This is a genomic window from Micromonospora sp. CA-240977 (assembly GCF_050942285.1).
Classification (GTDB): Bacteria; Actinomycetota; Actinomycetes; order Mycobacteriales; family Micromonosporaceae; genus Micromonospora.
Genome location: NZ_CP192055.1, coordinates 1,257,090 through 1,280,334 on the forward strand (window position 1 = coordinate 1,257,090; position 23,245 = coordinate 1,280,334).

Below are 23,245 nucleotides of genomic sequence, written 5' to 3' on the forward strand. Positions count from 1 at the left end.
CGCTTCACGCCTGAGCGTGTTCGTCCCAATGCAAGGGGTGAGCGGCATGGGGGATGCTGACGGTCCGTCCCGATGGTCGGTCGAGAAGTTTGGGCTGCCCCTGGCGACCAGGCTGCGCACTGCGGTCCCGGCGGCGCTGCGCCGTGCGGTCGAGCTTGCCCAGGATGCCCGCGATGCGTCGGAGTTGGACACCGATCATGCCTTCGGCCCGGTCCGGTGGAAGCAGCAGTACGAGGTGCTGCACGAGTATCTGCACGATCTCCCCGATGTGGTCAGCGTGCATCCGCCGGGCGCCCAGGTGCGGGTCACCATCTGCCGGGGGCATCTTCTGCTGCCCTGGCGTTACGCGACGCGGAGCGACGTGGACATGCGCGACGCTCGCCCGGGTCGGGACCTCAACCGGCTGATCCGGGACTTGTTGATCCTCTTTGGGCCTGAGCCGAGCCACGAGGAGGTCACTCTGCCGTTGATGCCGCTCACGCCGGAGGAGGCCCGCGACCGCTCGGCGCTTCGGGAGGCCGTGGAGCAGTTGGCCGACGAGCCCCGGGTGCTGCTCGTCGGCTTCGCGTGCAACTCCGACAAAGGGCTACTCCGGGTCTCCTGGGGTGAGGCGGCTCTGCTCGGCGGCACCGAACTCAAGTGGGGTCACGTCGAAGACCTGCCGGTCCAAGGCGGGCGGCAATCGCTGCGGGAGGGTCGGGAGTAGTTTCCCGAAGAGCGATATACCTCTGGGGCATAAATATGACTCACAGGTATATCGCTCGTCAGGACATGGCCGTCCGGATCCGGCTCGCACCGGCTGCACCGGAGTCAGGTGTTGGTGTCGCCGAACTCGCGTACCCCGTCGGCATCCAGGGTGATCCGCCCGTTGTCGGTCCACTGACCGGTCGCGGCGAGCCAGCTCGGGTCGTCGCGTTCGTCGATGTCGCTCCAGCTGTGCCGGTGGTGCCGTAGCTGGATCGGCCCGGTCGACTGGCCCGGCGCGAGTGTGCCGTCGGTGAAGGTCAGCTCGACCCAGCCGGGGACCGGCGTTCCCGGGGCCGGGTAGCCCGGCGTCGGCGTCGTCAGTGTGGGGGGCCCGCCGGGCGGGACGAAGAACTGCACGGTCTGCCGGATCCGGTCACAGCCCAGCGTGGCCCAGTCGCAGTTCGGCACCAGTGAGGTGTTGCCACCCTCGAAGCGCAGGTGGTAGCGGACCCGCACCGTACCCAGGTCGAGCGGCCCGGTGCCGGTGTTGGTGACCCGCAGGAGGTGCTGGATCTGGTTGTTCGTGGGGGACCAGTCCAGGTTGAGGTAGCTGACCGTCGCGCGGCCGGACGCGGTGCGCACGGTGGTGGTGGGCGAGGTGTCCGAGTAGCCGCCGAGCGCGCGGGCGGCAACCGCGATCCGGTACGTCGTGCCGGGCGCCAGGTCGGTGAGCGTGATGGTGGTGTCGGTAGTGGAGCCGAGGAAGCGGTACGTGTTCGGCCCCAGCGGCACCTGCACCTCGTAGTTGATCGGCTGCTCCCCGCCCGGCTCGACCCAGGCCGAGGGTGCCCAGCTGAGCGTCAGCTGATGTGGCGCGTTGGCCACCACAGTGGGGGTGCCGGGGGTGCTGATCGCCGGGCCGTCGGCCCGGGCGGCGTTGACGGTGAGCAGGCTCGCCAGCGCGGCGAGGGCGATGGTGGCGGTGACGCGGCGCGCAGGCATAGCCGAATGCTACTCGACACGTATAGAAATCAATGCGTCGTCTTACCGATCCAACCTGGCGATCAATTGACCCGGCTAAATACGCTGGCTGGGCGGCGTATCCATCGGTTCTCCGCACTCACCGCCTGGCTGACCTGGCCGGCGTTGTCGCACGTCCGTCCCTGCGCGCCCACATCGCGAGGTGTCGAATGGTCATTCCACGTCCCGTTCCTGCCGTGCTCGCGGCCGTACTCTGTTGGTTTTTGATCGCCTTTCCGGCGCCCAGTCCGGCCGGCGCCGGCGCGTCCGGAAATCAGGAAATAGCAGATTATCTGGCTAGCCACCCGGGCGGAAAGGCGATAAGCGACAACGAGATCAGTTACGACGGTGGGGCGTTCGTCGTGACCCTGCGCCGACCGTTCGGGACGCTCGCCGCCGCCGACTGTCCGTCGGGCTGGTACTGCTTCTACGAGTGGCCCAACTACGGCTATCCCCGGGGCCGGCTCTCCGACTGCGGCCGGCAGAGCCTCGCCACCTGGCACTGGCAGTTCCGCGTCGAGTCGGCGCACTACAACCTCACGAGCGGGTCGGTCGGGTTCTACTACTACGACACCCGGCTCTTCGACGTCGGTGCCGGAAACCGGGTCCGCAGCGACGCGTCGCCGTACCGCAACTGGCCGAACTACGTGCAGCGTCGCTGCGGCTGACGTCAGACGCAGCCGGGTCCGGTGGTCCGGTTGGTCCGTTCCTTGTGCAGGAACAGCACATAGTCGAGGGTCTGGTTGTCGGTCACCGTGGTCGTCGCGTGACTGAGCAGCTCGCCGGTGTGCGGGTCGAACTGCACAGTCTCCCGGCGGTCCACGGCGTCGGCGCTGAAGGCCAGCCCGGGCCGGTCGTTCCAGTCCGGGTACGCGCCCCGGTCCTGGATACCCGGCGTCGCCGCCAACTCGAACAGCAGCGCCGAGATCTGACCCGGGCTCAGCAGGTGGTAGCGGAAGATCCGGCTGACCACGTTCAGCATCCCGGCCGCCGTGCGCAACTCCGGCGGCTGCTCACCCAGTTGCGCGGCCAACTGTTGCCGCAGCTCCTGCGGGTCCACCGAGGGCGCCGGCGGAATCTCGGCCAGGTCTCCCCGGCGATAAGGGACCGTCTCCGGTGCGGCCGATCGGCGTCCGTCGGTGACCGGGGTGACGACCCGGCGGCCGGACAGCTCCCCGGTCCACCACAGCGTCTCGTCCCGGTAGCTGTCCCGATCGATCCCGGGCGCGAGGTCCGCCGGTGCCCAGACCCGAAGACAGGAGACGGTGTACGCCCCGGCGCTGGCCGTCGGCGCGATGCCCGCGACGGCCAGCGCGAGATCGCTGAGGCGGCCCGACGTGCCGCCGACCGTCGGAGTGCTGCCCGTCGACGGCGGGGTGCTGGGTGTCGCCTCGGTCGTCGGTACGACCCGGACCTCGTCGCGCCCCCGGATCGCGGTGGCGCCGAGCGTCACCAGCGGCAGGGACACCCCGCCGAGCAGGATCGCCAGCACGGCGCGCATCTTCGGTGGCAGCCGGCTGATCCGACTGATGACGGTCGGGGTCAGGACTACCTCCTCGGTCGCGGGACGGCGGGGCCGCGGAACTTTTGTCGTCCGGGCGGCGCCGCCGTGTCGTTGGGCCTGCCGGTTCACGCGTCGACCTCCGTCCCGCGCCGCGGGCCACCCCGCCGTGCCGCTGCGGGCGATGGGTGCGGTCAGCGGTCGGTGGGGCGGCGCGTGCCAGCCGGCCGCGGTCTGCCGCTGGGGGATCGGCACCGCACTCCGCTGCCGCGCCGGCGCTTCCGCGTCCAGGGGGCGGGGTGGCTGGTCGAAGGGCACCCGGTCCAGTGGCGCGGCCCGGTTCTGCTGGCTCGGTTGCGGTCCTACCGCGTTGAACCGGGCCGACTGGTCGTTGCCCGGAAACGCGAGCTGCGGGAGCGGGTCGGCGTGCGGCAGGGTCGGCAGGCCGGCCGCCGCCGGCGGAACCAGATCACTGCGGAACTCGCGCTGATAGGCGTGCGCGGCGTAGGCGGCCAGCCGGAAGTACCAGGCCCGCCCGGCGCGGCCGGCGTCCTCGTAGGTGCAGGAGATCAGCGCCTGACTCAGCAGGGAGAGCAGGTACTGCGCCCGCCAGCTCACCCCCCAGTTGCCCGACCTGGCCACCGTCAGCCCGACCGAGTAGCTGGCCTTGATCGCCTTGACCTGCCGCGCGGAGAGCCGGTCCGAGGGGCGTTCCTCCGGGTCGATGAGCAGGCTGCGAAGGGCATCCGTGTCGGCGCTGCGGGGGCTGTTCACCACGTCCGGGTGGACGGCGTCCAGGAGCACTGTGGCCAGGTCGCGGGTGAGCGGCGCGTCGACGGCGAACCGGTCCGTGTCCACCAGGCAGAACTTCCTGACGTGCACCTGGCCCGACCGGGAGCAGGCATAGAGGACGTTTCGCCCGTGCAGGTCGCCGTGCGACGCACCGCAGAGCTGGTCGAGCTGGTCGTCGTCGACGAGTGAACCGGTCTCGGCGAAGCGGAGTGGGTGCGGCAGCACCGCGCCGGTCGCGACGTCGTGCAGCCAGTCGCCCCGGACGGTGCCGAGGCCGAGCGCGCTCATGGCCCCGGGCAGCTCGTCCTGCGCCCCGGCGTCGGTCAGTTCCCGTCGCACGAATCGGCCGACGCTGGTCCGGCTGGTCCGCCGTTCCTCGGGGCACCAGGTGTTCCACACCCCGTCGAGCAGGGCCTTGTAGGCGTCCTTGCGCTGGTCGTCGTTGACGTCGGCGAGCGGAACGACCTGCTCGGCGCCGTGCGCGATGTCCTGGAACATCAGGTACCGGCCGTCGCGGACCGGGTACGGCGGGTACGGCTGACGGACCAGGTGACGCTCCGCGAAGCCGCGATCGAGAGCGGCGGCCCGCGCGTGCCGGGCGGCCTCTTCGGTCGCCGGCTCGGCGGGCAGCACCTTGACGTACAGCTGCTCGGCGTTGCGGCCGTCACGCCGCTCGGCGATGACCGGGATCAGCTCGGCGTCGCTGTGCCCCCGCCGCCGGGTGGGATGGCACGGGGGGCGAACGACGGCGTCGCGCCCGGCCGCCCAGTCCCGCAGCGCGGCAGCGACTGTCGCATCCTCCACGTACCGTTCGAGCTCGTCGACAAGACCGTCGCCCATGTCCGCCGTTGGACCTTCCACGAGTGGTGAAAGTGGACGCGGACGGGCAGGGGTGGCACGTCCGAGTGAGGGATGCGCTGGTGAACGCGACCGTCAAGCTACCCCAATTTTCGGGCGAACGCGGTATTTATTCGCAGCGGATCCCGCACCTACCCAAAAGTAATAAACCGCTACTTTACGCTTCCGCGAAAATGCAATCCGTGACATGTCGATGAATGAACGCGCGGTCGTCACGGAACGGGATTTAGAGGTGACTGAGCGCACGGAATCCCTGCTCCCGGCCGGTTCCTCCGACGGTTTTCCGCCTTCGCCCGCGCCGACTGACAACGCCCACCGGGGCGTCGTACGAGTGCGCGGTGACGGTCAGGTCGCTGGGGGCGGACCCTCTGTCCAGCCGACGCTGGCCGTCATCAGGAAGGGTCTGGGGCTTCCGGCAGGTGGATGGCACCGACGAGGGCGTCGGCGAGCAGGTCGGCGGCGTCCTCGTCGAGCCCGAGGGCCGTCGCGTGTCGCCGCGACACCTCCCGCAGTCGGGCCACCTGGGCCGCCGTCACGACGATCCGGCCGTCGACCGCAGGCAGCGGCGTGCCGGCCAGCTCCGGGCCGGACGGGGGGTGGCCGTCGGCGCCCCGCCACTGCCGCCACCGCCGCCAGCGCGACTTCGCGACCCCGGCCCCGAGATCCAGGACCTCCCGGACCGACGTGGACACCACCTCGATCACGATCGCGCTCACCAGCGCCTCTTCGATGCCGAAGCCGACCCCGCCGCCCGGCGCGCGGCCTCGCGTCGCCCCGGCCCGCCACACCCTGGCGACCTCGTCGAAGACATCCGACTCCTCCGGGGCCAGCCGTCCGCTGACCTGCCGGGCCAACCGGGTCACGAACTCCGACGCGTCGACGGTCGCCGACGGGCTGGCGGATTCCATTGTCAACGCGGCCTCCCGAGCCGGATCACGCACGATTCGACCTCAGGCTATCGAGCGCGGGCAATCAATGGTCTCCGCGCCGGCCAGCCAGGCCGGGAGACCTCATCGTCCGTTACGCGACGTAGTCGGTTTGAAGATAATGCCTGGCCAGGTGGCTACCTAGCGTGAACCCGTCATCACGAACGGCCCTGACGTCGGCGTTTCACCAGCCGCCCGTCGGGCCTCAGACGGGAGAAACAGATGCGTGCTCACAAGGAAACCCGCCGGTTCGCCGCCCGAGCGTCAGTACTCATGCTCGGTCTTGTCGCGACCGGAGCGGTGCTCGCCCCGGCGACCCCGGCGTCCGCCGCGGTCCCCGGCCTGGTGCGGGTCGCCGCGACAAGTGTCAGCGACTCGGCCGACTTCCACAGCGTCACGGCCACCTGCCCGGTCGGCAAGGTGCTCACCGGCACCGGCTACGAGCTGAATGGCGTCACCGGCGAAGGCGTCGTCGACGACCTGCGCCCCAACGGTGGCGTGGCCACCGCACCGACGGCTGTCACGGTCGGCGCCTACGAGACCGAGGCGTTCGCCGGGAACTGGTCCGTCACGGCGTACGCGATCTGCGCGAACCCGGTGCCCGGCCTGGTGCGCGTCTCCGCTGTCGGTGTCAGCGACTCGGCCGACTTCCACTCGACCACTGCGACCTGCCCGGCCGGCAAGGTGCTCACCGGCACCGGCTACGAGTTGAACGGCGTCACGGGTGAGGGTGTCGTCGACGACTTCCGCCCCAACGGCGGCGTCGCGGCGGCGCCGACCGCCGTCACCGTCGGCGCGTACGAGTCGGACGCCACGGCCCTGAACTGGTCCGTGACCGCGTACGCCATCTGTGCCAACCCGCTCGCGGGTCTGGTGCGTGCCTCCACCGTGGGGGCCAGCAACTCCCTCGACTTCCGCAGCGTCACGGCGACGTGCCCGGTCGGGAAGGTGCTCACCGGTGCCGGCTACGAGCTCAACGGGGTGACCGGTGAGGGCATCGTCGACGACTTCCGCCCCAACGGCGGCCCCGCGACCGCCCCGACGTCCGTCGCCTCCGGCGCGTACGAGGAGGACGCCTTCGCCGGGAACTGGTCCGACACGGCGTACGCCATCTGCGCCACCGCGTAATCGACAGGTCGTCCGACGTGGCCACCCCGCAGCGCCCGGGGTGGCCACGTCGCGCCCCTACCCGCACCCAGTCCGCCCCGACAGGCCAAGGCCGCCCGGCAACGCCCCAGACCGGCCGGCCGGGGCGGGTCAGGTGAGGGTGCCCAACTCACCTGTTCCGTCCGTGCTCGTCCGGCCTCACGGATTCCAGTAGACGAGGACGCTGGCCTGGTCGAAGCGTCGATCCTTCAGGTCGGCCCGCTGGATCACCCAGTGGATGGACGCGCCGCCCTGTCTGCCGCCGTGGAACTCGGCCAGCAGAACCCAGTCACCATGGTCGGGTGGCCCACCACCACGCACCGGCCCGTCGTAGCCGGAGTAGCCCGAGGGGTTGGCACCCAACCAGGCGGGGTTGAAGCCGTTGCAGTCAGTGCCGTAGCCGCCCAACAGCAGCGGCGTCGTATGGCCTCCACAGGAGAACATGCCGTCCGGCACGTCGCCCAGGACGTCCTGCCACACCTTGGACATCTCTTCGAACGGGGGTTCTCCCGGCAGCGGCGGAGACCACGGAGGCCCGGGGATCGTCTTGACGTAGGGCAGAGATATGTCGACAGTGAGGTGCAGATCGCCCTGTGGGATCTCCGCGTAGACCTCGGCACACTCCTCGTCGTCGGGAGAGAACCCAGGCGGATGTTGTTCTCGCTCCTCGACGGCCACGCCCGCCGGCACATACCTGACCTCGCCGTAGCCGCTTTCTTCGGGCCAGCCGAACAGCAGCAGTTGGCCGTCGGACGGTAGTGGAAGGTCGGTCACGTCTGCCGGAAGCGCAGCGCAGTCGATGGTGGCGATCAAGGGAAACTGGGGGTCCTTGGCGTCGGCCGGAAGCAGCACGGGCCCACGGATGGCCCCCACGACCGGCCCATCACCCTCTTGCGTCAGGAGCGCAGACGGGCGGGCGAGCTCCAGCCAGCGCTCCACGTCGGCGGCGGGGATGTCGCGGCGCAGCGCCTCGGCGCGGACCTGATCGAGGATCTTCACGTTTCGGGGAAGCACGGGAGCACCGTAGGTCAATCGTGCGACGTTCTCGACCCCGCCAGATGCGGTGTCGCTGATGGCTGCCCAGAAGACAGGCGCCCAGGCAATTGATACCGCGATTTGCCGTCGGCGGGCGGCATGGGGAAGCGCCCGACCATAGCGTCCGAACCACGGACTTCCGCGAGCGCGCAATCTGAGGGAGGCGACCATGCAGACGGCCGAAGGTCTGTTGTTACCGGGCGAGCGAGCCCCGGTCGCTGTTCGGGTGGACCGGTGGCGGGCGGGGCTGCCGCCGGATGCGTGGCCGGACACCCTTCCGGCGAGCGGCGAGATCTGGCGTCGCGACGTCTTCGCGGTGGCCGAGGCGTGCCGCGCCGGTGCCGCGAGCCCCCGTCAACTGCTGACCGCCGTGCTGGCCTGGGGCTACGGACCCATCGGGTACGGCCCGTGGCGTGCCGCCAGGTCGCTCGGCGCTGATCCGGACGGAAAACGCCTGGCGTACGCGCTGGAAGACGTGTCCACGCCAGCGCCCGACGAGGACGCGCTGTGTGCGGCGTACCGCCGCTTCCGCGACCCGGATCACGCTCGCCTGCCCTGGTTGGGGCCGGGCCTGTTCACGAAGGTCCTCTACTTCGTCGGCTACCGGCGAGGGGTGGGCGGCGTGCAGCCCCTGATCCTCGACCGTGTCGTGGCCGGTCTGCTCCCCGCCGAGGCGGGTGTCGGCCGGCGCAACGGCTGGTCGTCCGAGGAGTGGCTGGCCTACCTGCGGTGGGCGGCCGAGCAGGCCCAGGTGAGGGCGGTCGAGGCGGACGAGGTGGAGATGCGGGTTGTCGGCGGCGGGTGAGGTGGCTATCGCGCCGCGCGGAGGCGGGCGTCGAGCGCGTCGAGGTCGGGGAGAAACCAGATGTGCCCGCCCTGGTTCGACTCGTGCACCAGGGCGCGCAACGCGGAACTCTCCGCGAGCTGCGCCGAGATGTCGCCGACGACGGCCAGCCGCAGTCGATAGTTGACGAACTTCTGCATCACGTCTCCGGCGAAGCGGGTGCCCAACGAGAAGAAGCGGTCGTCGAATCGACTGGCCGGCACGGCCACCACCTGGGCACCGAGGAACGCCGCGCCGATCAGGTCCAGCGCGTCCTGCTCGGTGGCCACCGGCGGGCCGGCCGGGTCGCAGACCAGCACCGGCACCCCGGCGCGTTCCTGGATCTCGTCAGACATCGCGGACCTCCCGGTCGAGTAAGCCGTTGTCGGCGTGCAGGACGGCGTCGAGCAGGTGCAGCAGCTCGGCGGTGGCGGCGGGGTCACCCAGGATGATGATCTTCATGCGGTGGCGTTCCTCGTCGTACACCGTCTGCACCCGCAGCGGGTTGGCCTGGTCGTGGCCGGTGTTGGCGCTGGTGAGCACGAGCGTGCCGAGCCGGTCGGCGGCGGCCCGGTCGACACCGTCGACCTGCACGATGCTGGACACCTCCGCCCGGCCCCGAACGCTCGCCAGCGGGGCGGCCTGCCCGGTGAGCGCGTCGAGATCCCGGGCGGCGATCCGGTACTGCTTACCGATCCGCACCGCCCGGAGGCGGCCGGAGCGGATGTAGCCGCGCACCGTCCGCACATGCAGACCGAGCCGGTCGGCCACCCGTTCCACCGAGTACATTTCTTCCGTCATCGCTCCCTATCCTAGCTCGATAGGGAAACTTAGGTAATGATGGGGTCGACAGCGGTGTCAAATTTCCACTGTCACCGTCGGGGGTGTCCAGTACCGTCTGGGAACCATGGACGCGCGGCGCGGCGACGCGATCATCGGGCGGGACCACCCCGCGGGTCTGCTGCGCGCCGAGATGGATCGCGCCACCACCAGCCACGGCGGTCTCGTCCTGGTCGCCGGCGAGCCGGGCATCGGCAAGACCACCCTCGTCACGTCGGCGGCCCGGGAGGCCCGACAGCGTGGCGCGCTGGTGCTCGGCGCCGCCTGCTGGGACTCCGACAGCGCCCCCGGCTACTGGCCGTGGGTGCAGGTGCTGCGCGGCCTGCGGCGCTCCGCCGACGACTGGGCACTGGCGCGGCAGTCCGCCGAGCCGGCCCTCGCAGCCCTGCTCGGCCAGTCCGACGCCCACGGTGAGCCGGCCGGCCGCCTCGGCAGTTGGGCCGGCGTCGACCTGGGCCCGGACGTCGCCGAGCAGGAGGCGTTCGCGCTGTACGACGCGGTGACCGCCGCGCTGGTCGCCGTCTCCCAGCGCCGGCCGGTCGTGGTCGTCCTCGACGACCTGCACTGGGCCGACCCGGCCTCGCTGCGGCTGCTGCGCTTCGCCGCCCAGCACACCTGGTTCGAGCGGCTGCTGCTGATCGGCACCTATCGCGACGCCGAGGTCGAGTCGGGTGAGCACCCGCTGCGTCCCCTGCTGATGCCGCTTGTCGCGAAGGCCACCACGATCACCCTCACCGGCCTCTCCCGCGACGAGGTGGCCGCGTTGATGACCAGGACCGCCGGGCGGGAGCCCGACGCCGGCCTTGTCGACGAGGTGCACCGGCGCACCGGCGGCAACCCGTTCTTCATCGAGCAGACCGCCCGGCTGTGGCACGCCGACGACGCGGCCGGCACGATCGCGCCCGGCGTACGGGAGGCCGTGCGCCGCCGCCTCGCTCAGTTGCCGCCGGCCGTGGTCGAGGCGCTCACCGTCGCCGCCGTGCTGGGGCGCGAGTTCCACAGTCAGGTTCTCGTGGCCTGCGTGGTGGCCCCGGCGGCGGAGGTCGACCGGCTGCTGGACCGCGCGGTGACCGCCCGGTTGGTGGTCGCCCGGGGCGGTGGCCGGTTCGCCTTCGCGCACGACCTGGTCCGCGAGACCCTCTACGACGGGCTGTCCCACGACGAACGGCAGGCGCGGCACGGCGGGGTCGTCCGGGCTGTCGACGACCTGCCCGAGCTCACCGATCGGCTGATCCCGGCCGACCTTGCCCGACACGCCTACCTCGCCGGCCCCGCGCTCGACCGGTCCCGGGTGGCCACGTTGCTGGTGGCAGCCGGGCGGGACGCTTTCGCCCGGCTGGCCGGCGACGAGGCGGCGGTGCACTTCCGCCGAGCCCTCGACATCGTCGAGGACCTGGCGCAACGGGCCCGGATCCTCATCGAGTTCGCCGAATCGCACTACCACCACGCCGACCGTGGGGAGGTCGTCCGGCTGCTCGCCGAGGCCGCCGGGCTGGCCCGCTCGCTCGACGACCCGGCGCTGCTGGCCCGGGTCGCGCTCACCGTGAACCGCGCCCGTCAGGTGGAGACCGCCTACCCGGTGGAGGCGGCCGAGTTGGTGCGCGAGGCGTACCGGCGGTTGATCGGCGAACCGGACCCGGCCGCGACGGTCGGCACGCTGATCGCCGACCTGATCACCGCCACCGAGACGATCGCCCGTCGAGGGCAGGACGACGAGGCGCTCACCTTCAGCCTCTGGGCCCGCCACGACACGACCTGGGGGCTGGGCACCGCCGCGACCCGCGTCGCGCTCACTGCCGAGATCAGGGACGTGGCGCGGCGGACCGGAGACCGGGAGACCGAGCTGTGGGCCACCGCGCTGCGCTGGGTCGCGCTGTTGGAGTCGGGCGACCCGCGTTTCGCCGAGGAGTTCGCCACCTTCGTCGACTCGGACCGGCAGGACGACTTCGCCCGGCACCGGATGGCCGCGACCGTCGACAGCGGGATCATCGCCGCGTTCCGTGGTGACTTCGACAAGGCCGACGAGCGGTTCGGCGTTCTCACCGACAACTCCGACCCGGGTCACGGCGAGTTCGGGTTCATGGGCCACCACCTGCGCTGGTCCCGGTTGCTGCTGCAGGGCCGGTTCGCCGAGGCCGGCACACTGCTGGACGGGCTGGCTCCGGCCGACTATCCCTACCAGGAGTTGCTCCGGGCGATCACCGCCGCCGAGAGCGGCGACGGCGAGACGGCCGTTCACCTGACCGCCGGCATCGAGGCCGCCGCCATCCGGTACCCGCGTCCGGTATCGCCACTCTGGCTCCGGCTCCGCGCGCAGGCCGCCGCCGCGTCCGCGGATCCGGAGCGCTGCGACGCCGCGCGGGCCGCCCTCGCCCCGCACCGAGGGGAGTGGATGGTCGGGCTCTTCGGCTGCGACATCAGCGGCCCCGTCGACCACTGGCTGGCCCTGACCGACGCCGCCCAGCAACGCTGGGACGACGCGATCGCCGGCTTCACCGCGGCCCGTGACTCCGCCGACCGGTTGGGCTCGCGGCCCTGGTCGCTGATGGCCCGCACCGGCCTCGCGCACGCCCTCGCCGGCCGGGGTCACCCCGGCGACGCCGCGACGCTGGCCGCGCTGCGCGACGCCACCGTCCGGGAGGCGACCGCCCTCGGCATGACCCAGGTGCTCAGTCGGCTCGCCGTGCCACTGCCTGTCGACGTGGGCCGACCGGCCCAGGCCGTCGCCGCGACGGGCCAGGCCGTCGGGTCGGGTCCGGTTGTCGCGCCCGGTGCGGCGGCGTCGGCCGAGACGACGATCGAGGGGTACGAGTTTCGGCGCGACGGGCCGGTCTGGCGACTCGGGTACGCCGGGTCGTTGGTGCACCTGCCCGACGCCAAGGGCCTGCGCGATCTGCACCTGCTGCTGAGCCGGCCGGGCAGCGACGTGCCGGCGGTGGAGCTGCTCGACCCGGCCGCCGGCCCCGAGTTGGTCGCCGCCCGCCGGCTGGGTGCCGATCCCGTCCTCGACGACGAGGCGAAGGCCCGCTACCGGCAACACCTGGCCCGCCTCGACGAGGAGATCGACCGGGCCGCCGCCCGCGACGACGACCGGAAGGTGTCCAAGCTGGACGCCGAACGGGGGGCGCTGCTCGACGAGCTGCGCGCCGCCGCCGGGCTGGCCGGGCGGAGCCGCCGGCTGGGCGACGAGGCCGAGCGGGCCCGCAAGACGGTGACCGCGCGGATCCGGGACGCCCTGCGCAAGCTCGACGAGCGGCACCCGGCGCTCGCCAGCCACCTGCGCGAGTCCGTCTCGACCGGCAGCACCTGCCGCTACCTGCCCCCCGAGCCACCGCCCTGGCGGCTCTGAAGACGACCCACCCCACCCAGCCGCGACAAGGGTGGGGTGGGGACCGGGTCAGCGGCGGTTGTACCGGTATATGGTCAGGGTGCCGAAGACGAGCACGAAGCCGGCGCTCCACAGCAGCAGCCACATCGTGGCCGTCGGGTCCGACTCGCCGCTCATCGACCCGCGGATCGAGGCCACCAACTGCGTCACCGGGTTGACCTTCACGAACGCCTGGAGCCAGCCGGGCATGGTGCTCGGCTCGACGAAGACGTTGCTCAGGAACGTCAACGGGAACAGCACCATCATGCTGACCCCCATCACCGACTTCTCGCTGCGCAGGATCAGCCCGAAGAACGTCCACACCCAGGAGAACGCGAACGAGAAGACGACAAGCAGCCCGATCCCGACGGCCACACCGGCCACGCCACCAGCGGGACGGAACCCGAGCACCAGCCCCAGGCCCAGGATCACCAGGGCGGCGAGGAGGTAGCGCAGCACGTCGCCGAAGATCATGCCGACCAGGGCGGCGGGACGCCAGACGGGCAGCGTCCGGAACCTGTCGAAGATGCCCTTCTCGATGTCGGTGTTGAGGCCGACACCGGTGTACATGGTGATCATCACGACGCTCGTCACCATGATGCCGGGCAGGAAGAACTGCAGGTATTCGCGTGGACTGCCGGCGAGGGCGCCGCCGAACAGGTACGTGAACATCAGCACCATGATGATCGGGAACGCGGTCACGTCGAAGAGCTGCTCCGGCACGTGCTTGATCTTCAGCATGGCCCGCCAGCCGAAGGTGAGCGACGCGCCAAGCGCGCTCGGTCGAGGCGGTCGGGCACCGGGCGCGAGGACCGTCGCCAGCGCCTCGGCGGACGGGACGTAGACGGTCGGCGCCCGTTCGGTGGTGGTGGTCGTGGCGTCGCTCATCGGGCCGTCTCCAGTTCGTTCGCGGGCTCGTCGGCCGGCACGGCCGGGTGATCGGTCAGGGCCAGGAAGACCTCGTCCAGGCTCGGCTGGCCGAGGGAGAAGTCGTCGACGACGATCCCGGCGCGGGCCAGCTCGCCGAGCGCACGAGCGGCCTGGGCGCTGGCGTCGAGGTCGGTGCCGGCCTCGCCGACCCGGGCGGTCAACGCCACCGGGTCGGCGGCGAGCTGCACCGGCACGTTGAGCGCCTCCCGGAGCACCTGCTCCGCCTGGGGCCGTCGAGCGGGATCACGCAGTCGCAGGTGGACGGTGCCGGAGCCGACCGACGACTTCAGCTCGCCCGGGGTGCCCTCGGCGATCACCCGGCCGTGGTCGACGACCGCGATCCGCCCGGCGAGCTGGTCGGCCTCGTCGAGGTACTGCGTCGTCAGCAGCACCGTCGTGCCGTGCGACACCACCGCCCGGATGATCTCCCACACCTGGTTGCGGCTGCGCGGGTCGAGGCCCGTCGTCGGCTCGTCGAGGAAGAGCAGGTCGGGGGTGTTGAGGATGCTGGCGGCGATGTCGATGCGCCGCCGCATCCCACCCGAGTACTTCTTCACCTGGCGGTCGCTCGCCTCGGTCAGGCCGAACGCGGCGAGCAGGGCCGCCGCGCGCTCCCGGGCGGCCGGCTTGCGCAGGCCGAGCAGGCGGGCCAGGAGCACCAGGTTCTCCGTACCGGTCAGGTCCTCGTCGACGGAGGCGTACTGGCCGGTGAGGCTGACCCGGGAACGGACCTTGTCGGCGTCGCTCACCACGTCGTGCCCGAACACCCGGGCGGAGCCCCCGTCCGGGCGCAGCAACGTCGCGAGCACCCGGACGGCGGTGGTCTTGCCCGCCCCGTTCGGGCCGAGCAGGCCGTAGACGGTGCCGGCGGGCACCTGGAGATCCATGCCGGTCAGCGCCCGGGTGTCGCCGAACGAACGGGTCAGCCCCTCGGCCTCGATGGCCAGGCCGGTGGTGCGTCTACTCATGATTCGTACCTCTCGGTGTGGACGTCTTTTGCGGGGGCGTAGGGCCGGCCGCCGCGCAGGGCCGTACCCCCCATCCATCCTGGAGGCGCGAGACAGCGACCGGCCCCCGCTAGATCCGATCTAGCGGGGGCCGTTTTTCAGCACACGACGGCGGTAGGGCCGCTCACGGCCTCACCAGGTGGTGTCGAGGCGGTGCCGTTGTTCGGCGGTCAACTCCAGGTCCACCGCGGCCAGGCTCTCCTCCAGTTGGGCCACCGAGGAGGCGCCCACCAGCGGGATGGACGGCAGCTCACCGCCCAGCAACCAGGCCAGGACCACCTGGTTGACAGTCGCGCCGGTCTGCCCGGCCACCTCCCGCAGGGCAGCCAGCCGGCGAGGAGCGCTCGGCAGGTCGTAGGCGGCGCTGAGCGGCTTGTCCGCCCGGGTGAACGCCCCCTTGAGCAGCGGCGAGTACGCCACCAGGGTCAGCTCCGGCTCGGCCCGCAGGTAGCTGAGCAGGTCACCGCTGACACCGCCCGGCTCACCGTCCGGGTCCAGTTCGCTGACCAGGTCGGTGCGGTTCGGCAGGTAACTGCGGTGGTACTGGAGCACCTCGTACCCCGGCAGGCCGGCGGCGGCGGCCAGCGCGCGGGCCCGCTCCACCCGCCAGGCGCGGTGGTTGCTCGCGCCCAGCAGGCCCACCGTCCCCTCGGTGACCAGCTCGGCGAAGCCCTCCACGGTCTCCGCGAGCGGCACGGTCCGGTCCTCGATGTGCGCGTAGAGCAGGTCCAGCCGATCCACCCCGAGGCGGTCGCGGCTGCGCTCGGCGGACTCGCGGATCACCTTCGCCGACAGGCCCTCGGCGTTGTCCAGGTAGCTGGTTCCGGGTGCCAGCGGGCGGGCGCCCAGCTTGGTGGCGATGACGATCTCGGCGCCGACGCCCCGGCTGCGCCGCCACCGTCCGAGCAGCTCCTCACTCTGGCCGCCCTGGGAGCCGTCGACCCAGAACGCGTAGTTGTCCGAGGTGTCGATGAAGGTGCCGCCCGCCTCGACGTACCGGTCGAGGATCGCGTACGAGGTGGCCTCGTCGGTGGCGCTGCCGAACAGCATCGCGCCGAGGCTGAGCACGCTGACCTCGCGCCGGGTCGCCGGGTCGGCGCCGATCGTGCGGTACCGCATGGGATCTCCTTCCGTGCGCCCTACCGGTGGGCGCCCGAGGAACACCCTGGGGGCTGGAGTGCGCTCCAGGTCAAGCGCTCGTTCACCAGGGCAGTACGCCGTAGCCGCCGCCGGCGTCCATCTGGAAACCCCACAGCAGCCCGCTGGGGCCGTCGGCCGGCAACGTCGCCAGGTGCGTGCTCACCTCGGCGCCCTGCTCGGCGCTGCGGAAGCCGTTGTTGCCGTTCAGGTCGGTGGCGCAGTAGCCCGGGTTCGCCGCGTTCACCTTGATCGGGGTGTCCCGCAGTTCCTTGGCGTACATGGCGGTGAGCATGTTCAGCGCCGCCTTCGACGACGGGTACGGCACCGAGGTCAACTCGAACAGCGCGCCGGCCGGGTCGGTCATCACCGCGATCGACCCGACCTCGCTGGAGACGTTGACGATCCGTGCCGCCGGTGCCCGGCGCAGCAGCGGCAGCAGCGCGTTGGTCACCGTCACCACGCCGAACACGTTCGTCTCGTACAGCCGGCGCAGCGTCGCCACCGTCGTCTCGCTGGGCAGCCCCCTCGTGCCGTCGGCGAGGACGATGCCTGCGTTGTTGACGAGCACGTCCAACCGGCCGTACTCCGTCTCCACACGCTTGGCGGCGGCCGTCACCGACTCGGCGTCGGTGACGTCCAGCGGCACGAACCGGGCGTCCGCGCCGCCGTCACGCAGCTGCCGTTCCGCTGCCCGGCCGCGCTCGGCGTCCCGCGCGCCGACCAGCACTGTCATTCCGAGGGCGCCGAGCTGACGGGCGGTGGCGAAGCCGATTCCCTTGTTGGCCCCGGTGATCAGGGCGATCCTGTTCGTCATGCGGTCGAGCCTGTCCCCGTCGGCGGCCCCCGGGGAGAGACGGCCCGAGGCTGGGACCGGCGGTACCACCCTCGCGGGCCCGGCCCGGGGCATGCTGGAGGCATGACGAGCAGCGGCCTGCGGCGGGACGAACTGGCGGCGTTCCTGCGGACCCGCCGCGCCCGGCTGCGCCCCGCCGAGGTCGGCCTCCCCGACGGGGTACGCCGGCGCACTCCCGGCCTGCGTCGGCAGGAGGTCGCCCAGCTCGCCGGGATGTCGATCGACTACTACATCCGGCTGGAGCAGGGCCGGGGGCCGCACCCGTCCCGGCAGGTGCTCGCCGCGATGGCCCGGGCGTTGCTGCTGAGCCGCGACGAGCGGGAGTACCTGTTCCGGATCGCCGGGGAGAATCCGCCGCCGACAGTCGGCCCGAGCCGGGAGGTGACTCCGGGGCTGCGGCACCTGCTCGACGCCATGACCGAGACCCCGGCGTACCTCGTCGACGCCGCGTACCACGTGCTGACGTGGAACCGGATGGCCACATACTTCCTGGGGGACCTCGCGACCGTGCCGGACGCGGAGCGCAACATGATCCGCTGGACGTTCCGGCAGCCGGTCACCGAGGGCCACTGGACCGACGCCGACGCCCGTCGGTTCGTGCACAGCACTGTGGCGGACCTGCGGGCCGCCTACGGCCGCTACCCGGCCGACCCGGCGATCCGTGACCTGGTCACCGAGTTGCTCGGCACGTCGCCTCAGTTCGCCCAGCTCTGGGCCGAGCACGAGGTGGAGGCGCGCCGTCCGGTGATCAAGCGGGTGCCGCATCCCCGCCTGGGGGCACTGGAGTTCGAGTGCCGGGTGCTGCTGGTACCGGAGACCGAGCAGCGGCTGATCGTCTACGTCCCCGAGCCCGACTCGCCGACCCAGGCGGTGTTCCGCCGGATCGCCGAACGCGTCGGCTCCTGACCTGACCGGCACCCGCCCCGCGGCGGCCCTCAGACGGCCTTTTCGAAGGCGGCCACCGCCAGCGGCGCGATCTTCGCGATCAGCGCGGTGCCGGCCGCGAGGTCACCGTTGGACGCCGCGGCGTCCACCTCCATGACGAAGTTGCCGCGCACCAGGACCAGCGTGCACTGGTGCTTTGTCGCCTTCCCCGCCAGCCGCTCGCAGAAGGTGATCACGTCCGGGCCGTTCGGCACCGGCGGGGGAGACGGCCGCACGATCGTCGACGTGCGCCCGTCGTCGGGCACCACGTACTCCTTGCACGTCGCGAGGACGGACCGCAGCTCGTCGGCGAGCTTGCGACCGGGCACCTTCAGGTAACCCACCACGTACTGCCGGATCCACACGGACTCGCCGTCCCACACCCGCTCCCGCTGGGCGCTGCGTTTGATGTCCGACGGCAGGCTCGCCCGGCACAGGGAGATCAGCTTCCACGCGTCGGTGTTCTCGCCGGTGGACGTGGCGGTCTCCGGGTGGAACGTCGCGTCCAGGTCCAGCATCGCCCCGGTCAGCCTGGTGCGGACCTCGGCGGTCGAGGTGGGCGCCGGGCGCGGCTTCGGCGGGGTCGGCGAGGCCGACACCGCTGGCGCGGACCAGCGGGGAGCCTCGGCCGCCTGGCTCGGGGCGCAGGCCGCCGAGGCGAACAGGAGCAACGACAGCGGAACCAGGATGGTACGGCGGAACGACATCGCCGGGGGCGGTCCTTTCACACAAGAAAGGGGGCCCGACCGGGCCCCCTTTACTGTGTGCGCCGAAACCGGCCCTCGCGTTACGCAGGCAGGTAGGCGAAGGTGTCCGGGTTCGGGCCCTGCCGCCCGGCCTCGCCCCTGTCCAGCGCGGTGATCCGCTCCATCGCCGTGTCGTCCAGCTCGAAGTCGAAGATCCGGGTGTTCTCCTCGATCCGCTTCGGGGTGGTCGACTTCGGGAAGATGATGTCGCCGCGCTGCACGTGCCAGCGGAGCACCACCTGCGCCGGGGTCCGGCCGAGCTCCTCGGCGATGTCGACAACCGTCGGGTCGTCGAGCACCTGGCCCTGCGCGATCGGCGACCACGCCTCGGTGAGGATGTTGTGCTCGCGGTCGTAGGCGCGGACCTCGTCGTTACCGAAGTAGGGGTGCGCCTCGATCTGGTTCACCGCCGGGACCACGCTCGCCTCGTCGGCCAGCCGCCGCAGGTGTGCCACCTGGAAGTTCGACACGCCGATCGAGCGGGCGCGGCCGTCGCGCTGGAACTCCTCAAGCACCTTCCAGGTCGAGACGTAGTCGCCGTCGTACAGGGTCGGCAGCGGCCAGTGGATCAGGAACAGGTCGATGTAGTCCATCTTCAGCGCAGCGAGCGTCGAGTCGAACGCCCGGCGGGCGTCGTCGGGGCGGTGGAAGGCGTTGCTCAGCTTGCTCGTCACGTAGACCGAGCCCCGGTCGAGACCGGACACCCGGACCGCCTCGCCGACCTCGGACTCGTTGCCGTACATCTCGGCGGTGTCGATGTGCCGGTAGCCCGTCTCCAGGGCCGTCGTCACCGCCGCGACGGTGTCCTTCGGCTCGATCTGGAACACGCCGAAGCCGAGCTGCGGAATGGTGGTGCCGTCGTTCAGGCTGATGTCGGGAATCGTGCTTGCCATTGCGGCTCCTTCGCGTCGTCTTCGTTGCCTGTCATCCATACCCGAGCGAACGGCGGTACACCGGCCAACCCGGGGTGACGAGCGCAACGTGGGATCCGTTCACCCGGTCGTGTCGAAGAGCACCGGCCAGGGCCGGGCCTCCGGCACCGACGCCGGCGCGGGCGCGACGGGCTCGGCGTCGGCCAGCACCTCGGCGGCGAGCTGCCCGAACATCGCCGCCGCCGGGTGCGCCGACCGGTCCGGCCAGGCCGCCGAGGTGCGCCTGACCAGCGGCGTGCCGGTGATCGGCCGCCAGGTGATCCGGGGTTCCCGACGCGCCACCGTCGCCGGTTCCACTGCCACCGCGCCGCCGGCGAGCACCAGCCCGAAGAGGAACTCCGGGTTGCGGGCCGGCCGGATCCGGGCCGGACGCCAGTCGTGCTGCCGGCACACCGCCAGCAGGTGGTCGTGCCAACCGGGCGCGGTCGCCCGGGGCGCGGCCACCAGATCCAGATCGGCAAGCGACGCGAGCGCCACCGCACGGTCGCGGGCCAGCGGCGAGGTCCGCGGCAGCAACACCCCGAGGGGTACGTCCACCGGGGCGCCGAAGCGCAGCCCGTCCGCCGCCACCGGGTGGTGCACCAGCCCCACGTCCAGGGTCCGTTCGGCGAGCATCCGCACCTGCTCGGCGGTGGTCAGCTCGTGCAGCTCCACGTCCAGGCCGGGCGCCCGGGTGGTGAGCCCGTCCAGCAGCGCGCGCAGCGTCACCGCGGGCGTCTCCGGCGGCACCCCGGCCCGGAGTACGCCCAGCTCACCGGCGCGAACCTGGCCCATCAGGTTGCGCAGTCGAGCCTCGCCGGCGAGCAGTTCCTCGGCCTCGCCGAGCAGCAGCTCACCGGCCGTGGTGAGGCGTGCCTGGCGGCGGGACCTGTCGAACAGCTCGACGGTCAGCTCCCGTTCCAGCCGCTGGATCGACTGGCTCAGCGGCGGCTGGGCCATCCTGAGCAGCTCGGCGGCCCGCCCGAAGTGCAGCTCGTGCGCGACCACCACGAAGTGCCGCAGGTGTCGGAGCAGATCCACGGCCGGGACCCTACGCCAGCGCCGCCACGGCGCCGCTGGATACCGTGCTGGCGTGGACGTCAGCGAGCGCATCGAGGAGATCTTCGCCGCCGTGGGGGTGACGGCCAGTCTGCACGTCGTCGACCTGGACGCCGCGGACCGGACCGTCGGCGTCGGCGGTCCGGAGGTCGGGGTACGGGCCGACGAGCAGGTGGTGATCGCCTCGATCTTCAAGATCCTGCTGGTGCTGGAGTTCGCCAGGCAGGTCGAGGCCGGTCAGCTGGATCCGACCGAGCGGGTAGTGGTCACCGCCGCCGACCGGCTCGGCGGGTGGGGGCTGGCCGGCTGCGCCGACGACGCCGAGGTGTCGCTGCGCGACCTCGCGTACTTCGCCATGTCGGTCACCGACAACACGGCAGCCGACCTGCTGCTGCGCCGGGTCGGCCCGGACCTGCTGCCGATGCTCGCCGTCGAGCTGGGGCTGACCCGTACCCGCGTCCTCGGCGGTCCCCGGGAACTGGTCGAGATGATGCTCACCGACGTGGGCGCGCGGACCGAGGCGGAGTTCGCCCGGATCTTCCCCACGTTGTCGGCGGACCGGGTCCGGGCGATGCGGGTCTTCGATCCCGCGCACACCACCTCCAGCACGGCCCGGGAGATCACCCGACTGCTCACCCTGATCTGGCGGGACGAGGCCGGGCCGGCGGCGGCGTGCGCGATGGTCCGCGCCTGGATGGCCCGGCAGATCTTCTGGACCCGACTGGCCGCCGGGTTTCCGCCCGGCGTCCGGGTCTCCGGCAAGACCGGCACCCTGCCCGGCCTGCACCTGGAGGCCGGAGTCGCCGAATACCCCGACGGCGGCCGGTACGCGATCGCCGTCTTCGCCAGTGCCGAAGAGCTGACGCCGCGCCGGATCGACGTGGACCTGGCGATGGGGGAGGCCGCCCGCACGGCCGTCGAGGCGTTGCGCGGCAACTGATTTCGGGCCCGCCGCGACCTCGGCCGGCCGCCTCTGAGCTGGTCCGATATCCCGAGGCGTATCGGAGCCGACCGCCTTCGATCTTGGACCGCGGCCCGGTGCCGCTGGTTGGCTCGTGGTCGACACATCGCCCGACCACGGGGAGTAGATCCGCATGCCCAGTCTCGACCGTCGACGCTTCCTGCGCGACGCCGCCGCCACCACCGCCCTGGTCTCCGCCGGTGGACTCGCCACCGGCGTCGCCACCCCGGCCCAGGCCGCGCCCTCGACCGCCGCGCCCACGCCCACCGCTCGCCGCAAGGGCGCGGTCAGCTTCCGCTGGTGGGGTACCGCCGGCTGGCGCGTCGACATCGGCGACCGCACCGTCCTCGTCGACCCGTTCCTCAGCCGGATCGACACCGGGCTGTTCACCGGCGCGTTCCGGACGGACACCCCGTTGACGGTGCGCACCGACGTGATCGACCCGCGCGTCGACCGGGCCACCACGGTGCTTGTCACGCACACCCACTGGGACCACTTCATGGACGTGCCGTACATCGCCAAGCGCACCGGCGCGCGGGTGTTCGGCACGCTTACCGCGTACCACCTGGGGTTGGCCTACGGGTTGCCGTCGACGCAGCTCAGCGCCGTGAAGGGCGGGGAGGTGCTGGACTTCGGCGACCACACCGTCGAGGTGGTCGGCTCGCTGCACAGCCGCAACCCGTCGTACTCCGTGGCCTTTCCGGGGGTGCGGGTGACCCAGCCCCCGCCGCCGGCGACCATCGCGGACCTGCCGGAGGGCGACACGCTGGGCTACCTGCTGCGGGTCGACGACGGCCCGTCGGTCTACTTCACCGGGGCCAGCGACGTCGCCGAGCGCAACCTCACCGGCCTGGCGCCCGACGTGGCGATGGTGGCCATGCAGAGCGCCACCACCACCGGCGACTACCTGCCCCGGCTGCTGGCCGGCCTCGACTACCCGAAGGTCGTGGTGCCGGTGCACTACGACAACTTCGAGACGGCGTTGCAGAACCCGCCGTCGGTCGCCCCGGCCGACCGCACCCGACTGACCGAGATGATCGCGGCGGTACGCCGGATCTCGCCGCGCAGCCGGGTGCTGGTGCCCGAGTACGAGACCGCATACCACTTCTGAGCAGCGCCGGTGGGGGTCGCCGGGCCGACGACCCCCACCGTGCTCAGGAGGCGGTCAGCTCGGCCAGGGCCCGCACCGACTTCCAGTTGCGGGTGGTGGCCACCACGCCGAGCTTCTTCTCCAGGTACGCGTTAGTGAACTTCGACCGCCCGTACCCGCCGTCGACGAAGTGCAGGAAGACCTCCCGACCGGTCACCGTGAAGGACACGTTCTCCCCACCGGGCACGGCGAGCGCGTCCACTGCTGACTTCTTCGCCGCGGTGGCGAGGAAGGCCACCAGCAGCCGCGTCGGGTCGTCCTCCCGGTCGGCGTACGGGTTGCCACCGGCCACCGCCGCCAACTCCCGGCCGCTGCGCACCAGCACCGGCACTGTCAACGCCAGCTCGTCGGCGAGCGCCCGTTCGATCCCGGCGGCCAGCTTTCCCGCGTCGCGTACGGTGCTGCCGAAGGCCACGTTGCCGCTCTGCAGGTACGTCCGGACATCCTCGTGGCCGAGGTCGGTGACGATTCGGCGCAGGTCGGCCATCGCCAGCCGGGTGGTGCCGACGTTGACCCCGCGTAGCAGGGCGACGTACCGGGTCATGGCTCCTCCTGGGGTGCGGGTCGAC

General features: G+C 71.8%; 22 protein-coding genes. 8 read left to right on the forward strand and 14 right to left on the reverse strand.

From position 1 onward, the window contains the following. The first annotated feature begins 46 nt into the window (after positions 1-46). Positions 47-706: a hypothetical protein gene (locus ACQPWW_RS05970; RefSeq protein WP_433129921.1), complete on the forward strand. Its 660-nt coding sequence runs from the start codon at positions 47-49 to the stop codon at positions 704-706. Positions 707-810: 104 nt separating this feature from the next. Here the strand turns inward: ACQPWW_RS05970 and ACQPWW_RS05975 are convergent, their stop codons facing one another. Continuing rightward, on the reverse strand, positions 811-1,689 hold the full coding sequence (locus ACQPWW_RS05975; RefSeq protein ID WP_433129923.1) for a fibronectin type III domain-containing protein: 879 nt from the start codon (positions 1,687-1,689) through the stop codon (positions 811-813). Positions 1,690-2,069: 380 nt separating this feature from the next. Here ACQPWW_RS05975 and ACQPWW_RS05980 point away from each other — a divergent pair, with 380 nt between their 5' ends. Next, positions 2,070-2,375 (forward strand): peptidase inhibitor family I36 protein, encoded by a 306-nt coding sequence (locus tag ACQPWW_RS05980; protein ID WP_433129925.1) that lies wholly within the window; start codon positions 2,070-2,072, stop codon positions 2,373-2,375. A gap of 2 nt (positions 2,376-2,377) precedes the next feature. Here ACQPWW_RS05980 and ACQPWW_RS05985 read toward each other — a convergent pair whose 3' ends face one another. Beyond that, positions 2,378-4,840, reverse strand: a complete 2,463-nt coding sequence (locus tag ACQPWW_RS05985) for a hypothetical protein (RefSeq protein ID WP_433129927.1) — start codon at positions 4,838-4,840, stop codon at positions 2,378-2,380. 410 nt (positions 4,841-5,250) lie between these two features. After that, on the reverse strand, positions 5,251-5,799 hold the full coding sequence (locus ACQPWW_RS05990) for a hypothetical protein (protein ID WP_433129929.1): 549 nt from the start codon (positions 5,797-5,799) through the stop codon (positions 5,251-5,253). A gap of 207 nt (positions 5,800-6,006) precedes the next feature. Here ACQPWW_RS05990 and ACQPWW_RS05995 point away from each other — a divergent pair, with 207 nt between their 5' ends. Then, positions 6,007-6,912 carry a hypothetical protein gene (locus ACQPWW_RS05995; protein WP_433129931.1) on the forward strand — a complete coding sequence of 302 codons (906 nt, stop codon included), beginning with the start codon at positions 6,007-6,009 and terminating at the stop codon, positions 6,910-6,912. Between the two features lie 177 nt (positions 6,913-7,089). On the opposite strand, the gene ACQPWW_RS06000 is transcribed toward ACQPWW_RS05995, so the two are convergent. Next, on the reverse strand, positions 7,090-7,929 hold the full coding sequence (locus ACQPWW_RS06000; protein WP_433129933.1) for a hypothetical protein: 840 nt from the start codon (positions 7,927-7,929) through the stop codon (positions 7,090-7,092). Positions 7,930-8,134: 205 nt separating this feature from the next. On the opposite strand from ACQPWW_RS06000, the gene ACQPWW_RS06005 reads away from it, so the two are divergent. Further along, on the forward strand, positions 8,135-8,770 hold the full coding sequence (locus ACQPWW_RS06005) for a hypothetical protein (RefSeq protein ID WP_433129934.1): 636 nt from the start codon (positions 8,135-8,137) through the stop codon (positions 8,768-8,770). A 5-nt stretch (positions 8,771-8,775) separates the two neighbouring features. On the opposite strand, the gene ACQPWW_RS06010 is transcribed toward ACQPWW_RS06005, so the two are convergent. Both ACQPWW_RS06010 and ACQPWW_RS06015 read right to left on the reverse strand, forming a co-directional pair. Further along, positions 8,776-9,144 carry a DUF4180 domain-containing protein gene (locus ACQPWW_RS06010; protein ID WP_433129936.1) on the reverse strand — a complete coding sequence of 123 codons (369 nt, stop codon included), beginning with the start codon at positions 9,142-9,144 and terminating at the stop codon, positions 8,776-8,778. Then, positions 9,137-9,589 (reverse strand): helix-turn-helix domain-containing protein, encoded by a 453-nt coding sequence (locus ACQPWW_RS06015; protein WP_433129938.1) that lies wholly within the window; start codon positions 9,587-9,589, stop codon positions 9,137-9,139. The genes ACQPWW_RS06010 and ACQPWW_RS06015 overlap by 8 nt, the downstream gene beginning before the upstream one ends. Positions 9,590-9,695: 106 nt before the next feature. Here ACQPWW_RS06015 and ACQPWW_RS06020 point away from each other — a divergent pair, with 106 nt between their 5' ends. Further along, the gene (locus ACQPWW_RS06020; protein ID WP_433129940.1) at positions 9,696-12,977 is read left to right on the forward strand and encodes an ATP-binding protein; all 3,282 of its coding nucleotides are present in this window, start codon (positions 9,696-9,698) and stop codon (positions 12,975-12,977) included. A 48-nt stretch (positions 12,978-13,025) separates the two neighbouring features. Here ACQPWW_RS06020 and ACQPWW_RS06025 read toward each other — a convergent pair whose 3' ends face one another. The 4 genes from ACQPWW_RS06025 to ACQPWW_RS06040 all read right to left on the reverse strand — a co-directional run bounded on the left by ACQPWW_RS06025 (position 13,026) and on the right by ACQPWW_RS06040 (position 16,886). Beyond that, positions 13,026-13,883 (reverse strand): ABC transporter permease, encoded by an 858-nt coding sequence (locus ACQPWW_RS06025; RefSeq protein WP_433129942.1) that lies wholly within the window; start codon positions 13,881-13,883, stop codon positions 13,026-13,028. Further along, entirely contained in the window at positions 13,880-14,893 is a 1,014-nt protein-coding gene (locus ACQPWW_RS06030) for an ATP-binding cassette domain-containing protein (protein ID WP_433129944.1), read from the reverse strand. The genes ACQPWW_RS06025 and ACQPWW_RS06030 overlap by 4 nt, the downstream gene beginning before the upstream one ends. A 171-nt stretch (positions 14,894-15,064) precedes the next feature. Continuing rightward, a complete protein-coding gene (locus ACQPWW_RS06035) occupies positions 15,065-16,051 on the reverse strand; it encodes an aldo/keto reductase (RefSeq protein ID WP_433129946.1) in 987 nt (328 codons plus the stop codon). Between the two features lie 82 nt (positions 16,052-16,133). Further along, positions 16,134-16,886 carry an SDR family oxidoreductase gene (locus ACQPWW_RS06040; protein WP_433129948.1) on the reverse strand — a complete coding sequence of 251 codons (753 nt, stop codon included), beginning with the start codon at positions 16,884-16,886 and terminating at the stop codon, positions 16,134-16,136. 102 nt (positions 16,887-16,988) lie between these two features. Between ACQPWW_RS06040 and ACQPWW_RS06045 the strand changes: the two genes are divergently transcribed. Next, positions 16,989-17,831: a helix-turn-helix transcriptional regulator gene (locus tag ACQPWW_RS06045; RefSeq protein ID WP_433129950.1), complete on the forward strand. Its 843-nt coding sequence runs from the start codon at positions 16,989-16,991 to the stop codon at positions 17,829-17,831. A gap of 29 nt (positions 17,832-17,860) precedes the next feature. Here the strand turns inward: ACQPWW_RS06045 and ACQPWW_RS06050 are convergent, their stop codons facing one another. From ACQPWW_RS06050 to ACQPWW_RS06060, 3 genes are all read right to left on the reverse strand, one after another. After that, a complete protein-coding gene (locus ACQPWW_RS06050) occupies positions 17,861-18,556 on the reverse strand; it encodes a hypothetical protein (protein ID WP_433129952.1) in 696 nt (231 codons plus the stop codon). Positions 18,557-18,636: 80 nt separating this feature from the next. Further along, a complete protein-coding gene (locus ACQPWW_RS06055) occupies positions 18,637-19,488 on the reverse strand; it encodes an aldo/keto reductase (RefSeq protein ID WP_433129954.1) in 852 nt (283 codons plus the stop codon). A 99-nt stretch (positions 19,489-19,587) separates the two neighbouring features. Beyond that, entirely contained in the window at positions 19,588-20,547 is a 960-nt protein-coding gene (locus ACQPWW_RS06060; protein ID WP_433129956.1) for a LysR family transcriptional regulator, read from the reverse strand. Between the two features lie 52 nt (positions 20,548-20,599). Here ACQPWW_RS06060 and ACQPWW_RS06065 point away from each other — a divergent pair, with 52 nt between their 5' ends. Further along, a complete protein-coding gene (locus ACQPWW_RS06065; RefSeq protein ID WP_433129958.1) occupies positions 20,600-21,505 on the forward strand; it encodes a serine hydrolase in 906 nt (301 codons plus the stop codon). Between the two features lie 154 nt (positions 21,506-21,659). Further along, positions 21,660-22,637: an MBL fold metallo-hydrolase gene (locus ACQPWW_RS06070; RefSeq protein ID WP_433129960.1), complete on the forward strand. Its 978-nt coding sequence runs from the start codon at positions 21,660-21,662 to the stop codon at positions 22,635-22,637. Positions 22,638-22,680: 43 nt separating this feature from the next. On the opposite strand, the gene ACQPWW_RS06075 is transcribed toward ACQPWW_RS06070, so the two are convergent. Continuing rightward, complete coding sequence (locus ACQPWW_RS06075) at positions 22,681-23,220, reverse strand: DUF1697 domain-containing protein (protein WP_433129962.1); 540 nt, start codon at positions 23,218-23,220, stop codon at positions 22,681-22,683. Positions 23,221-23,245: the final 25 nt, after the last annotated feature.